The 13,669-nt window shown below is 71.8% G+C and carries 14 protein-coding genes and 1 pseudogene; 5 read left to right on the forward strand and 10 right to left on the reverse strand.

Going from position 1 to position 13,669, the window contains the following annotated elements:
• Positions 1–43 precede the first annotated feature (43 nt).
• Positions 44–904, reverse strand: a complete 861-nt coding sequence (locus OG776_RS07470) for an SDR family NAD(P)-dependent oxidoreductase (protein WP_148009523.1) — start codon at positions 902–904, stop codon at positions 44–46.
• 50 nt (positions 905–954) lie between these two features.
• Between OG776_RS07470 and OG776_RS07475 the strand changes: the two are divergent.
• Positions 955–1,290, forward strand: a pseudogene (locus OG776_RS07475) (hypothetical protein); the annotation flags it as partial.
• Positions 1,291–1,345: 55 nt separating this feature from the next.
• On the opposite strand, the gene OG776_RS07480 reads toward OG776_RS07475, so the two are convergent.
• From OG776_RS07480 to OG776_RS07490, 3 genes are all read right to left on the reverse strand, one after another.
• Positions 1,346–2,308 (reverse strand): SDR family oxidoreductase, encoded by a 963-nt coding sequence (locus OG776_RS07480; RefSeq protein ID WP_329319680.1) that lies wholly within the window; start codon positions 2,306–2,308, stop codon positions 1,346–1,348.
• A 213-nt stretch (positions 2,309–2,521) separates the two neighbouring features.
• A complete protein-coding gene (locus tag OG776_RS07485; protein WP_329319682.1) occupies positions 2,522–3,151 on the reverse strand; it encodes an MBL fold metallo-hydrolase in 630 nt (209 codons plus the stop codon).
• Entirely contained in the window at positions 3,151–4,236 is a 1,086-nt protein-coding gene (locus OG776_RS07490; RefSeq protein ID WP_329319684.1) for an S-(hydroxymethyl)mycothiol dehydrogenase, read from the reverse strand. The genes OG776_RS07485 and OG776_RS07490 overlap by 1 nt, the downstream gene beginning before the upstream one ends.
• Before the next feature lie 343 nt (positions 4,237–4,579).
• On the opposite strand from OG776_RS07490, the gene OG776_RS07495 reads away from it, so the two are divergent.
• Positions 4,580–6,334 (forward strand): ABC transporter ATP-binding protein, encoded by a 1,755-nt coding sequence (locus OG776_RS07495; RefSeq protein WP_148011331.1) that lies wholly within the window; start codon positions 4,580–4,582, stop codon positions 6,332–6,334.
• A 140-nt stretch (positions 6,335–6,474) separates the two neighbouring features.
• Here OG776_RS07495 and OG776_RS07500 read toward each other — a convergent pair whose 3' ends face one another.
• Positions 6,475–6,771, reverse strand: a complete 297-nt coding sequence (locus OG776_RS07500; RefSeq protein WP_148011330.1) for a hypothetical protein — start codon at positions 6,769–6,771, stop codon at positions 6,475–6,477.
• 173 nt (positions 6,772–6,944) lie between these two features.
• Between OG776_RS07500 and OG776_RS07505 the strand changes: the two genes are divergently transcribed.
• Entirely contained in the window at positions 6,945–7,310 is a 366-nt protein-coding gene (locus OG776_RS07505; protein WP_148011329.1) for a nuclear transport factor 2 family protein, read from the forward strand.
• A 362-nt stretch (positions 7,311–7,672) separates the two neighbouring features.
• Here OG776_RS07505 and OG776_RS07510 read toward each other — a convergent pair whose 3' ends face one another.
• Together OG776_RS07510 and OG776_RS07515 are read right to left on the reverse strand one after the other, a co-directional pair.
• Positions 7,673–8,644 carry a CU044_5270 family protein gene (locus OG776_RS07510; protein WP_329319687.1) on the reverse strand — a complete coding sequence of 324 codons (972 nt, stop codon included), beginning with the start codon at positions 8,642–8,644 and terminating at the stop codon, positions 7,673–7,675.
• Complete coding sequence (locus tag OG776_RS07515; RefSeq protein WP_329319689.1) at positions 8,637–9,200, reverse strand: RNA polymerase sigma factor; 564 nt, start codon at positions 9,198–9,200, stop codon at positions 8,637–8,639. Before OG776_RS07515 ends, OG776_RS07510 begins: the two co-directional genes overlap by 8 nt.
• Before the next feature lie 105 nt (positions 9,201–9,305).
• On the opposite strand from OG776_RS07515, the gene ctaD reads away from it, so the two are divergent.
• Positions 9,306–10,991 carry an aa3-type cytochrome oxidase subunit I gene (gene ctaD / locus OG776_RS07520; protein WP_329319691.1) on the forward strand — a complete coding sequence of 562 codons (1,686 nt, stop codon included), beginning with the start codon at positions 9,306–9,308 and terminating at the stop codon, positions 10,989–10,991.
• Positions 10,988–11,344: a hypothetical protein gene (locus tag OG776_RS07525; protein WP_148011326.1), complete on the forward strand. Its 357-nt coding sequence runs from the start codon at positions 10,988–10,990 to the stop codon at positions 11,342–11,344. Before ctaD ends, OG776_RS07525 begins: the two co-directional genes overlap by 4 nt.
• Positions 11,345–11,407: 63 nt before the next feature.
• On the opposite strand, the gene OG776_RS42410 is transcribed toward OG776_RS07525, so the two are convergent.
• From OG776_RS42410 to OG776_RS07535, 3 genes are all read right to left on the reverse strand, one after another.
• Positions 11,408–11,953, reverse strand: a complete 546-nt coding sequence (locus OG776_RS42410; RefSeq protein ID WP_443077229.1) for an FGGY-family carbohydrate kinase — start codon at positions 11,951–11,953, stop codon at positions 11,408–11,410.
• Between the two features lie 4 nt (positions 11,954–11,957).
• Positions 11,958–12,599 carry an FGGY family carbohydrate kinase gene (locus OG776_RS42415; RefSeq protein WP_443077230.1) on the reverse strand — a complete coding sequence of 214 codons (642 nt, stop codon included), beginning with the start codon at positions 12,597–12,599 and terminating at the stop codon, positions 11,958–11,960.
• Positions 12,600–12,687: 88 nt separating this feature from the next.
• On the reverse strand, positions 12,688–13,533 hold the full coding sequence (locus OG776_RS07535; protein WP_148011359.1) for an MIP/aquaporin family protein: 846 nt from the start codon (positions 13,531–13,533) through the stop codon (positions 12,688–12,690).
• Between the last annotated feature and the right edge of the window lie 136 nt (positions 13,534–13,669).

The following is a 13,669-nucleotide window of genomic DNA, read 5'->3' on the forward strand; positions in this document are numbered from 1 at the left end:
CGGCTCCGCCCGCGTACGCCCACCGCCGACCGTCCGCGCTCCGTTACGGCCGCTCCTCCGCACTCCGCCGCTCCCGCTCCTCCGCACTCCGCCCCTCCCGCTCCTCCGCGGTCCGGCTCACCGCGGTGCGGAATCCGGTGTTGACCGACAGCAGTCCCCCGTCGACGGGCAGCGTCGTCCCGGTGATCCAGGACGCGTCACGGGAGGCGAGGAAGGCGACCGCGGCCGCGATGTCGTCCGGTTCTCCGACCCGCCCCAGCGGGTAGAGCTCCGCGGCCACGGCGAGGTCCTCCTCGCGCCCCTCCCAGGCGGTGGTGCGGACCGTGCCCGGCGCGACCAGGTTCACGCGCACGCCCCGGCTCGCGGCATGGCCGGCGAGCGTCCGGGTCAGCGACATGAGACCCGCCTTGGCGGCGCTGTAGGCGTGGTTGCCGAAGTCCTGGATGCCGTTCACGGAGCCGATGTGGACGATCGCGCCCCGGCCGGAGGCCACCAGGTGCGGGAGCGCGGCCCGCGAGCACCGGTAGGCGCCGGTCAGGGTCAGGTCGAGGTCGTGGGCCCACACCTCGTCCGGCTCGTCCTCGAACAGCGGCTCGTCCGGAGTGCACCCGTAGGCGTTGTTGACCAGCACGTCCAGCGAGCCGAGCGCCTCGACGGCGTGCGCGACGGCCCGCTCGACCGACGCGCGGTCCCGCACGTCGCAGACGTACGCCTCGGCCAGGCCGCCGGCCCCACGGATCGACGCGGCCGTCTTCTCGGCCTCGGGCAGGTCCACGTCGGTGACCAGCACCCGGGCGCCCTCGTCGGCGAACCGGCGTGCGGTGGCCGCCCCGATGCCGCGGGCCGCACCCGTGATCACAACCCCGTGTCCCTCGAAGCGCCTCATGGCGGCCGTGTCAGTCATGGCAGCGAAGGTACTGCCGTGATCGTCGCGCGGACAGATACCGTGCGCCCATGTCCGCGTTCATACGACAACTCCCGGCGCTGATAGGCGTGGTCATCGGTGCCCTCGGCTCGTATCTCGCGATCGTGCGGGGCGACCGCGACCGCTTCCGCCGGGAGCAGACAGCGCGCTGGGAGGAGCGGCGGCTGTCCGTGTACGCCGACTACGCGCGCTGCCTCAAGCGGACGGTCACCCTGACCTAACGGGTGGCCGCCCACCTCGGGAACGACCCCCACCCGCACTCCCCGTCGCACGAGGAGGCGGCCCCCCTGCTCGCCGAGGCCGCCGAGGCCGGGGACCCGGCCGGCGAGCCGCTGCTGCTCCTCGGCGCCCCGGCCGTGGTGGAGAACGGGCCAGGGTCCGTCGGCGGGCCCGGACCGAACCGGCCGGGGCGGGGCCCGGTCAGCGATAGGCCGCGACGACCGCCCGCGGGTCGGGGCCGTCGCCGCTCGTCCCGTCGGCCGGTCCGGCCGTCGATCCGTCCGCGTCCTGGACCTCGACCATGTAGCGCCAGGCGTCCGGGCGGCTGCCGTCGAGGTCGGTGAAGCCGTAGACCCGGGCGAGCCCCCCGCTGGAGAGCGACTGCCCGTTCCACCGCGCGACGTCCGGGTCCGCGGCCAGCGCGGCCACGGCACGGCCGACGTAGAAAGGGGTCTCGGAGATCCCGAAGTGCGGCTGGTCCCCGGTCGCGTCGCGCCAGTTCTCCTCGCTGACCCCGAAGGCCTCCAGCATGATCTCCGAGCGCATCCACCCCGGGGTGAGCGCGACCGCGGTGGCGCCACGCGGGCCCAGTTCGTGGCCCAGCGCGAAGGCCATGCGCAGGACCGACGCCTTGGCCAGGTCGTAGAAGAAGGAGACCCGGTAGGTGTCCCGGTTGTACTCCGCGGTGCCGTCGGTCATCTCGACGACCAGTCCGCCGGGGTGACGCAGCAGCAGGGGGAGGGCGTGGTGGCTGGTGACGGCGTGCGTCTCGACGGCCAGCCGGAGCAGCCGCAGTCCGTCGTCGAGGTCGTGCTCCCAGACCGGGGCGTCCCACGCGAAGAGCTTCTCGCCGCCCCAGATGTCGTTGACCAGGACGTCGAGCCGTCCCCGTTCCCCGTCGATCCGGGCGACCAGTGCCTCGACCTGTCCGGGGTCGAGATGGTCGGTGGGTACGGCGATTCCGACGCCGCCGGCCGCGTCCACCAGTTCCGCGGTGTCCTCGATGGTCTCGGGACGGTCGTACTCGGAGCGGCGTTCGCGGGTGCTGCGCCCGGTCACGTAGACGGTGGCGCCCGCCGCGCCGAGTTCCACGGCGATCCCCCGCCCCGCTCCCCGGGTGGCCCCCGCGACCAGTGCGACCTTGCCCGCCAACGGCCCTGCCATGTCCGGCCTCCCTGTCCGTACGTTCTCGCGTTCGTACGTGTTCGTGGTGCTCATGCGGTGGTGTCACCGATGGGTCGCTACGAGCGTGACGTGGAAGCCGGACATCTTCTGTCAGGTATCCCGGACGTCTGGTGCCCCGGATGTCAGGTGTCCCCGATGTCAGGTCCTCTCGAACGCCGGAGAGCTCGGCCGACGTCCGTCCGCCGGGGTCGTTCAGTGGCCGCGCGCGATCCACTCCTCCAGGTGCGGGGCCTCGGCGCCGATGGTGGTGGAGTCGCCGTGCCCGGTACGCACCACGGTGTCGCCCGGCAGGCCGAGCAGACGCTCACGGATCGACGTGACGATCGTCGGGAAGTGCGAGTAGGAGCGGCCGGTGGCTCCGGGGCCGCCCTGGAAGAGGGTGTCTCCGGTGAACACGGTGCCGAGCCCCGCGTCGTACAGACAGACCGCGCCGGGGGCGTGGCCCGGGGTGTGCAGGACGGTGAGGTCGGCGCCGGCCGCCTCGATCACCTGCCCGTCCTGCAGCCAGGCGTCGGGCAGCCGGTCGGGGTGGGTCTGCTTCCACAGCGGGAGGTCGTCCGGGTGGAGCCAGATCGTGGCGCCGGTGCGTTCGGCGAGGGCGGGCGCGGCGTCGATGTGGTCGTTGTGGGCGTGGGTGCACACGATGGCGAGGAGTCGCCGGTCGCCCACGGCCTCGGCGATGGCGTCGGCGTCGTGCGCGGCGTCGATGACGATCGCCTCGTGGTCGTCCCCGACGATCCACACGTTGTTGTCCACGTCCCAGGTGCCGCCGTCGAGCGAGAAGGTGCCCGAGGTGACGAGGTGTTCGACGCGTGTGGTCATCAGAAGACCACCACCGAGCGCAGCACGTCGCCGTGGTGCATCCGCTCGAAGGCCGCCTCGATGTCGTCCAGGGCGATCGTCTCGCTCACGAACGCCCCCAGGTCCAGTCGTCCCTGGAGGTGGAGGTCGATGAGCATGGGGAAGTCGCGGGACGGCAGACAGTCGCCGTACCAGGACGACTTGAGGGCTCCACCGCGGCCGAAGACGTCGAGCAGCGGCAGCTCCAGCTTCATCTCCGGGGTCGGGACGCCGACCAGGACGACCGTACCCGCGAGGTCACGGGCGTAGAAGGCCTGCTTGTACGTCTCGGGGCGGCCGACCGCGTCGATGACGACGTCGGCGCCGAAGCCCCCGGTCAGCTCCTGGATCGCCGCGACGGGGTCGGTCGAGGTGGAGTTGACGGTGTGCGTGGCGCCGAGCTTGGAGGCGGTGGTCAGCTTCCGGTCGTCGATGTCGACGGCGATGATCTTCGCGGCGCCGGCCAGCCGGGCCCCCGCGATCGCCGCGTCGCCGACGCCTCCGCAGCCGATGACGGCCACGGAGTCGCCCCGGCCGACGTTGCCGGTGTTGAGGGCGGCGCCGATGCCCGCCATCACGCCGCAGCCGAGCAGTCCGGCGACCGCCGGGGAGACGGCCGGGTCGACCTTGGTGCACTGTCCGGCGGCGACGAGGGTCTTCTCCGCGAAGGCGCCGATACCGAGGGCCGGGGACAGCTCGGTGCCGTCCGTGAGGGTCATCTTCTGCTTCGCGTTGTGGGTGTTGAAGCAGTACCAGGGCCGCCCGCGCAGACACGCCCGGCACTGCCCGCACACGGCTCGCCAGTTGAGGATCACGAAGTCGCCGGGAGCGACCTCCGTGACGCCGTCGCCGACCGACTCCACGACGCCCGCGGCCTCGTGGCCGAGCAGGAACGGGAAGTCGTCGTTGATGCCGCCCTGCTTGTAGTGCAGGTCGGTGTGGCAGACCCCGCACGCCTGGATTTTCACCACGGCCTCTCCGGGCCCCGGATCAGGCACGACGACCGTCTCCACACGCACCGGTTCGTTCTTGCCCGGGGCGATCACGCCACGTACTTCCTGCGCCATGGTGGTGAACCCTTCCGTAGATCGACGTTCGTCGACCGACCCTACGGTGTGACCGGCCGGTAGCAGGCCAGGTGGTCCGCGGTGGCCCCGGCCGACGTGGGCGGGGCCACCGTCAGCCGGCCCCCGGGGCGCCTCGCGCCGCACGCCGAACACCGCCCGGCGGACGCCCCGTTCCCCACGTCCGGCGGCCGTCCGGCGGCTGTCCGGCCAAGGGCGCGCGGCCCTTCGCGGCCCCGCGCCGATCCGTGGCCGGTCCACCTTTCGCAAGGGCCCGACCGGTGCTCCCGCGGCACCGCCGCCGACGTAGCCTGAGGCATCCTCATCCCTTCCCGCAAGGAGCGCCGTGACCATCGCAGGGACGCAAGCCGAACCACCCGCCTGGCGCCTGCTTCTCGCATACGTACGCCCCTACCGGTGGGCGCTGTTCGCGGGCGCTCTGCTGGCGCTGGCGACCGGCGGCACCGGTCTCCTGCTGCCGCTGGTGGCGCGCGGGCTCATCGAAGACCTGTCGCACGACCGGCCGATCGGCCGGGCACTGCTCGGCATGGCGGCCCTCGTGGTCACCAACACGGCGGTGGGCGCGCTGGGTTCGTACGTGCTGCGGCGTACGGCGGAGTCGGTCGTCCTCGGTGCGCGGCGCGCCCTGTCCTCCTATCTGCTGCGGCTGCGGATACCGGCCGTGGACCGCAGTGAGCCGGGTGACCTGATGGCCCGCATCACCTCCGACACGACGCTGCTGCGGGAGGTCACCACCGACTCGCTCGTGGGCATCGGGACCGGGGGTCTCACGCTCGTCGCGACGGTGGTGATGATGGGGCTGGTCGACCCGGTGCTGCTCGCGGTCACCCTCGGGGTGATCCTGTGCGCGGGGACGGTGCTCGGCCTGATCGTGCCGCGCATCAACCGGGCCAGCAAGCAGGCGCAGGACGCCGTCGGTCTGATGGGCGCCGCGCTGGAGCGGATCCTCGGGGCACTGCGCACGATCAAGGCGTCCGGCGCCGAGCACCGTGAGGAGCGGGCCATCCACGCGGCGGCCGAGGAGTCCTGGCGGCAGAGCGTGCGGGCCGCCAAGTGGTCGGCGGCGGCGGGCAACACGGCGGGGCTGGCGATGCAGATCGCCTTCATCACGGTGCTGGCGGTGGGCGGCGCGCGGGTGGCGACCGGCGCCATCGGCGTCGGCACCCTGGTCGCGTTCCTCCTCTACGTGTTCTACCTCATGTCGCCGATCCAGCAGGTCGTCGGCGCGGTCACCCAGTACCAGACCGGTGCCGCGGCGCTCGCCCGGATCCAGGAGGCGCTGCGCCTGCCCGCGGAACCGGCATCGCTCCCCGCGCCGCTGCCCACGACCGGCTCGGCGCCCGCCTCGCTCGCCTTCGACGACGTCCGTTTCCGGTACGCCGACGATCTGCAGTACGTCCATCACGGCGTGACCTTCGCCGTGCCGGCCCGCGGCATGACGGCCTTCGTGGGCCCCTCGGGCGCGGGCAAGACCACCGTGTTCTCCCTCATCGAGCGGTTCTACGACCCCGAGTCCGGTGTCATCACGGTGGACGGGCGTCCGCTGGAGGACTGGAACCTGTCTCAGCTGAGGTCCGCCATCGGGTACGTGGAGCAGGACGCCCCGGTCCTGTCGGGTTCGCTGCGGGACAATCTGCTGCTCGGCAACCCGGAGGCCGACGAGGCGGAGCTGACCCGGGTGGTCGGGACGACGCGGCTGGACACGCTGGTGGACCGGCTGCCGCGTGGTCTGGACACGCTGGTCGGGCACCGCGGCACCAAGCTCTCGGGCGGTGAGCGCCAGCGCGTCGCGATCGGCCGCGCCCTGTTGCGCCGCCCCCGCCTGCTGCTCCTCGACGAGGCGACCTCGCAGCTGGACGCGGTGAACGAGGCGGCGCTGCGGGACACCGTGGCCGACGTGGCGCGTACGACGACGGTCCTGGTCGTGGCGCACCGGCTGTCCACCGTCACGATGGCCGACCGCATCGTCGTCATGGACGCGGGCCGGGTGCGCGCGGTGGGAACCCACCGGGAGCTCGTGGCGGGGGACCCGCTCTACGCCGAGTTGGCCGCCACGCAGTTCCTCGCCACGGCCGGCTGAGTCTCCGCGGCGCCGCACCGGGACCACCCGCCGCGGACCTCTTCACCGGGCGAACGGCGCCCGGACGCGGTCCTGCCCCCGGCACGGGTGCCGGGGGCAGGAGGGTGCGGGCGGGCGGTGCGGGCGGACCGGTCGGCGGTTCAGGCCTCGATGCCGGGGAGCAGCCCGGTGACGGGGGCCGCGAGGTCGGTGAGCTGGTGCAGCTGGTTGACGTCGTTGAGGTGGTTGAGCCCGGCCAGCTGGTTGGAGATGCGCGGGATGTCGCCGCGGTGCTCGGCCGGGAGACCACTCGTCGCGAGCGTGTCCAGTTCGGTGATCGGGTTCAGCCGTCCGGCGTCCGGGGCCTGGGGGGCGGCCGCCGAGGCCATCGGCGCGGCGAGGCCCGTGACACCGACGGCGAGACCGACGGCGGCGACGATACGTCGTGTTGAGATCATGTCCCAGCAACGGCACCCGGCCCCGCCCGGTCACGGCCGGGCCGCGCCGCTCACCCGTGAGGCTCACGGCGGGGGCTGGGCTTGCCGTGAGCTGTGCGGCGGAGGACTCTCGGAGGAGAGGCCCCTCACGGCCCGCTCCTCACCGGGCCGCGGCCTTTCGAGGAGGTTCATCCATGGGCACCACGGCAGGCCCCGCCTTCGACACCGAGGCGCTGCGCCGCGGCATCGAAGGACACGACGCGGCAAAACTGCTCGCGCTGTACGCGGACGACGCGGAGATGCGGATCGTCGACAGCAACACGCGGCCCAGCCACCCGATGGTGAAACACGGTCGTGGCGAGATCGCCGACCTGCTGAACGACGTCTGCGGCCGGGACATGACCCACACGCTCGACGAGTGTGTGGTCCAGGGCGACCACGTCGCCTTCACCGAGTCCTGCACCTATCCGGACGGCGTGCGGGTACTGGCCAGCTCGATGATGTCGCTGCGGGACGGCAAGATCGTCGAACAGACATTGCTGCAGGCATGGGACGAATAAGGAGGAACTGGCTGAAGGTCCAGGTGTCGTCCCGTCTGACCTGGACCTTCTCGGCCAAGGTGGCCATGGGGCGGTCCCGGTCCCCGCGGACCCGGCCGGTCACCGCGACGGGACTGCGCGTGTCGGCCTCGCTGCTGAGGTCCGCCCTGCGGGCGGCGCGCTCCCGCCCTCGTCCCCCCACCCCGTGTCCCGTCCGAACACGGGGTGCCCGGCGCCGGTGAGCCGTACCTCCGGCCGCCGACGGCCGTGGACCCGTGCGTGCGGGGACCGGCACGGGGCGGGGAGCCGGCGCGGTGCGGACGGCGGGGCGGGCCCGCTCCTGGTCCGGTGGCCTGACCCACCGGCTCCACCGGGGTGCGCGCTCAGCGCATCCACGCGCGGTACGACATCACGTCCCCGGACCGGACGCCGTCCTGCGGGTCGTCCTTCGTGACGGTGTCCTCCAGGCCGAGTACGGCGCCGGTCACCGGGTTCAGGATCAGCATCCGGCGCACGGCGTGCGCGGTGTCCTCGTACACGTACGCCTGTCCCGGGCGGCCCAGCCGGTCGGTGACCGCGCCGGCCGGACGCAGCCCCTTCGCGTCGGCGAGGAGCCGCGCCAGGGCCGCGTTCTCCCGCGAACCGAGGGTCCAGTTGTCCAGCAACTCGCTCACCGCGTCGAGGAGTTCGGACGTACCCAGCGGTCCGGTGCGGTCGAGTTCGTCGAGGTAGGCGCGCAGCCGTGCGGTGTCGTGCGGCGGAGCGGCCTGAGGCGGGGCGTCGCTCCAGCTGGGCGGGAAGGTCCGCCTGCTGAGGACGTGGCCGTCCTCGACGCTGCGCGGGACGGGGTCCGCTCCGGTGATGACGGGACGGCCCGGCCTGCGCGGGTCGGTGGCCACGACGAGTTCCGTGTGGCTTCCGTCCGGCTGCCAGCGGATCACCCGCTCCTCGGGCACCGTGACCGCGCGGCGGGCGTCGGGGCCCGAGGTCATGCTCAGGCTCCAGGTCTGCACGTGGGTGCCCTGGCGCAGCCGCTGGGAGCGGTCGGCGGCCGCCCGGGCGGCGATCCGGCCGAGCGGGACGGGGGTGGAACCGGACTCGATCCGCAGGGGCCGGGGTGCGGCGACCGCGGGGGCGGTGGCCGACCCCGACAGCAGGAGGGTCAGGACGGTCACCCCGACGGCGGCGGCCGTCCCGACGCTCAGGACCCAGCGGCGCAGCCGGCGGGGGCGCCCGCCGTGCAGGAGCCGGTTGAGGCGGCGCTCGGCGTGCTGGTCGAGCGGGCGGTCGTGGAAGCGTGCGTCGTCGGACGGCACCGGGTTGGCGCGGCGCAGGAGGTCGAGTTCATCAGCCACGGCCGTGCTCCTTCGGGGTGTCGTGGGAATGCGTCGCGGGGGCGGAGACCGCGGTGAGGTGCGAACGGTCGATCTCGGCCCTGAGCCGGCGGCGCGCGCGGTGCAGGCGCATCGCCGCGGCGCGGGTGCCGCAGCCGAGAGCGACGGCGACCTCGTCGACGCCGAGTTCCTCCCAGGCCGTGAGGCGCAGTATTTCCTGGTCCCCCGGTGAGAGCCGGGCCAGTGCCTCGTGGACCCAGTCGCCCGGCGAGCCGGAGTCGGGGCTCTCGACCACCTGTCTGCCGTGCGCGCTCTCGTCGTTGCCGAGCCGGTCCAGGAGTCTGCGGCGCCGTCCGTAGCCGCGTACGGCGTTGGCCAGGCAGTGGCGTGCCACTCCGTACAGCCAGGGCAGCGGGGACGGCGGCAGGTCCGACCGGCGCCGCCAGGCGACGGTGAAGACCTCCGCCACCACCTCCTCCACATCACCGCTCCGGCCGTCCAGTCGCCTCGCCACGTAGCGGCTGACCGCCCAGTAGTGCTCGCGATAGGCAGCGGCGAAGATCTCGTCGTTGCTCATGATCGGTATGTGTCCGGCAGTCCTTCGAACGTCACAGGCGTCGGTGTGACGCTCGTCGCTTGCCTCAAGTGTGACGCCGGCCCCGGGGCCGGACACAGGCGGGGCATGGAGAGCACCATTGTCACGACGCCGCCCGCGGCCGTTGCCGGGCGTCCGCGTCGTCCCGGATCGGCCGCGGTGAGATGGCTGACCACCACGGACCACAAGACGATCGGGACGCTGTACCTGGTCACGGCGTTCGGTTTCTTCTGCGTCGGCGGGGTGATGGCGCTGCTGATGCGCGCCGAGCTCGCGCGGCCCGGACTGCAGATCATGTCGAACGAGCAGTTCAACCAGGCGTTCACGATGCACGGCACGATCATGCTGCTGATGTTCGCGACGCCGCTGTTCGCGGGCTTCGCGAACTGGATCATGCCGCTGCAGATCGGCGCGCCCGACGTGGCGTTCCCGCGGCTGAACATGTTGGCCTACTGGCTCTACCTCCTCGGCTCGCTCATCGCGGTCGGGGGCTTCCTCACCCCGCAGGGCGCGGCCGACTTCGGCTGGTTCGCCTACGCGCCCCTGTCCGACGCGGTCCACTCACCGGGCGCGGGCGCCGACATGTGGATCATGGGTCTGGCGCTGTCCGGCTTCGGCACCATCCTCGGCGCGGTCAACTTCATCACCACGATCATCTGCATGCGCGCTCCCGGCATGACGATGTTCCGTATGCCGATCTTCGTGTGGAACGTGCTGCTGACCGGTGTCCTCGTCCTGCTGGCCTTCCCCGTCCTGGCGGCGGCCCTGTTCGCCCTGGAGGCGGACCGGAAGTTCGGGGCGCACGTCTTCGACGCGGCCAACGGCGGGGTGCTGTTGTGGCAGCACCTGTTCTGGTTCTTCGGGCATCCGGAGGTGTACATCATCGCGCTGCCGTTCTTCGGCATCATCTCCGAGGTCATCCCCGTCTTCTCGCGCAAGCCGATGTTCGGCTACATGGGCCTGATCGGCGCGACCATCGCGATCGCGGGCCTGTCCGTGACCGTGTGGGCGCACCACATGTACGTCACCGGCGGTGTACTGCTGCCGTTCTTCTCCTTCATGACGTTCCTCATCGCCGTACCGACCGGCGTGAAGTTCTTCAACTGGATCGGAACGATGTGGAAGGGCTCGCTGTCCTTCGAGACACCGATGCTCTGGGCGACCGGCTTCCTCATCACCTTCGTCTTCGGCGGTCTGACCGGCGTGATGCTCGCGTCGCCGCCGATCGACTTCCACGTCTCCGACTCGTACTTCGTGGTGGCGCACTTCCACTACGTGGTGTTCGGCACCGTGGTCTTCGCGATGTTCTCCGGCTTCCACTTCTGGTGGCCGAAGATGACGGGCAAGATGCTCGACGAGCGGCTCGGCAAGATCACCTTCTGGACGCTGTTCGTGGGCTTCCACGGCACGTTCCTCGTCCAGCACTGGCTGGGTGCGAACGGCATGCAGCGCCGCATCCCCGACTACCTCGCGGTGGAGGGCCTGACCACTCTCAACACGGTGTCGACCATCTTCTCGTTCCTGCTGGGCAGTTCCCTCCTGCCGTTCCTCTACAACGTCTGGAAGACCGCCAAGTACGGCGAGAGGGTCGAGGCCGACGACCCTTGGGGGTACGGCCGTTCACTGGAGTGGGCCACCTCCTGCCCGCCGCCGCGCCACAACTTCCACACCCTGCCGCGGATCCGCAGCGAGTCCCCCGCCTTCGACCTCCACCACCCGGAGACCGGCGCCGTGCGCCCTCTTCCGGAGACGGCGCGCGGAGGGTCGCGATGACCGCCATGGACGACCGCCCGCTCGATCCACGCGTCCTCATCGGCGAGTTGGAGGGTCATCTGCTGATCGAGGCCACCCGTGCCGAGGGGCGCGTGGCGGCGGCCCGCTTCGCCCGGTCCCTGGTCTGGCTGACGGACACCCAGCGGGAGGAGGTGGAGGCGTCCTATGCGGACGACTACCTGACGCTCACCCGCCGCTCCTGGGAGCGGACGGCGCTGCGCGGCCGAGAGTTGCGGGCCGAGTACGAGGCGGCCTACCGCGCGCTGCGGCACCGGCTGTGCGCCGCCTCCCTGCTCGGCGCCGCCGCCCTGGTCACGGTCCTGGTGGCACTCACCTCGGCGGGCGCGCGCTGACCGGCGGGGTACGGACGACAGAGGAGGCGGACCGGTGCGCGGGCCGTCCGGCGGCGCCGCGGCCTATTCCACCGCGGCCCAGTCGAGCGTCCGTCGCACCGCCTTCTTCCATCCCGCGTACCCCTCCTCACGCCGGTCCTCGGACCACCGGGGCTCCCAGCGCCTGGACTCCCGCCAGTGGGTGCGCAGTTCATCGGGGTCCCGCCAGAAACCGGTGGCCAGTCCGGCCGCGTAGGCGGCGCCCAGCGCGGTGGTCTCGGTGACGGCCGGGCGGCTGACGGGGACGCCGAGGACATCGGCCTGGATCTGCATGCAAAGGTCGTTGGCGGTCACACCGCCGTCGACCTTGAGCACGTCGAGGTGGACCCCGGAGTCCTGTTCCATCGCCTCGACGACGTCACGGCTCTGGTAGCAGATGGCTTCCAGGGTGGCCCGGGCCAGATGTCCGCCGTCGTTGTACCGGGCGAGGCCGACGATCGCGCCGCGGGCGTCGGAGCGCCAGTAGGGGGCGAACAGACCCGAGAACGCCGGGACGAAGTACACACCGCCGTTGTCCTCGACCGTACGGGCCAGCGTCTCGCTCTCGGCCGCGTTCTTGATGATCTTCATCTGGTCACGCAGCCACTGGACCGCGGAGCCGGTGACCGCGATGGGTGGGGAGCATCGCACGCGGGATGCCGAAGAAGCCCAGCAGTTCGTCGTCCCAGTCGGGGGTCTCCAGGTCCATCAGCATGGTGCGGCTCGCGTTGGTCACGTCGGTGGCGTGGACCCCTCCGTGCGGGCCGCCGGTGAGGTTCCACAGGACCCAGCAGTCCGTGGTGCCGAAGACGGCGTGGCCCTTCTCCGCCGCCTCGCGGACGCCGTTCACGTTCTCCAGGATCCACTGATCTTGCCGCCGGAGAAGTAGGTGGCCGGCGGCAGGCCGGACTTGCGGCGGATCACGTCGCCGCGGCCCGAGCGTTCCAGGGCCGCGGCGATGGAGTCGGTGCGGGTGTCCTGCCACACGATCGCGTTGCCGTAGGGACGGCCGTCGGGGGGGGTCCCAGACGACGGTGGTCTCGCGCTGGTTGGTGATGCCGATCGCCGCCAGGTCGGCCCCGGACAGGTCCCCGTGCCGCAGCGCGTGCTGGATCACCGCCTCGGTGCGTTCCCAGATCTCCACGGGGTCGTGCTCGACCCGGCCGGAGCGCGGCAGGATCTGGGTGTGTTCCAGCTGGTGTTTCGCCACCTCGCCGCCCGCCTGGTCGAAGACCATGAACCGGGTGCTGGTGGTCCCCTGGTCCAGCGCCGACGAAATCAGCCATGGGGTGCCGCCTTCTGCCGTGGTGTCAGGCCGTGAGGTGTCAGGCCTTGGAGGCAGGGACTCGGCCGGGAGGCTCGGGCTCCGCCGCGGGCAGGAACCTGCCGACGACGCCCTTGTACAGCGCCCCGCCGAGCAGACCGCCGACCAGCGGACCGATGATCGGCACCCAGAAGTAGAGGTTTCCGTACTGGTCCCGCCAGGCTCCGCGGTAGCCGGTGAGGAAACTGGCGAGCCGGGGACCGAAGTCGCGCGCCGGGTTGATGGCGTAACCCGCGTTGGTGCCCCACGCCATCCCGATGCCCACCACGACCAGACCGGTGATGAACGCGCCCAGGTTGGCGCCGGGCGGGGTGTTGAGCAGGTCCGTGATGGCGAGGATCAGGAGCAGCAGCAGAGCGGTACCGATGACCTGGTCGCGGAAGGCGCCCCACTCGTGGACCGGCAGGTTCGGGTTGCCGTTGGCGGGCAGGGTGGAGAACACCGTCTGGGTCTTCACGGTGTGACCGGGGTCCGCCTTCGCGAGGGCCTCGGTGTAGTTCCAGCGCACGAGCAGCGCCGCCACGAAAGCCCCCGCCGTCTGAGCCAGCGCGTACGGCGCCACCTTGCTCCAGGGGAATCCCTTGAACGCGGCCAGCGTCACCGTCACCGCGGGGTTGAGATGGGCGCCGCTGAGGCGTGCCGCGACATAGACACCCATGGTGACGCCGATGCCCCAGGCCCAGGAGATGCTGTCGTGGTCACCGAGTCCACCCGGCGGGGTCGTGAGGGCGCCGCCGGCGACCACCTGGGCCACCACCGCGCACCCGAAGAGGATGAGCACCATGGTGCCGACGAATTCGGCGGCCATCTCACCCACCAGGCCCAGCCTGTCGAACCGCTCCTTCATGGAAGCCCGCTTTCCCGCCGGCTCGGGACCGGCCGTCGACTGCCCGAGCTTGTCCGACCTCAGCATAGGGCGATCATCAGATACCCGCACTTACAGGCAGATATCGGGCGTGACAGGTGGTGACCCGGGGGACGGG

The organism is Streptomyces sp. NBC_01689 (genome assembly GCF_036250675.1).
GTDB lineage: Bacteria > Actinomycetota > Actinomycetes > Streptomycetales > Streptomycetaceae > Streptomyces.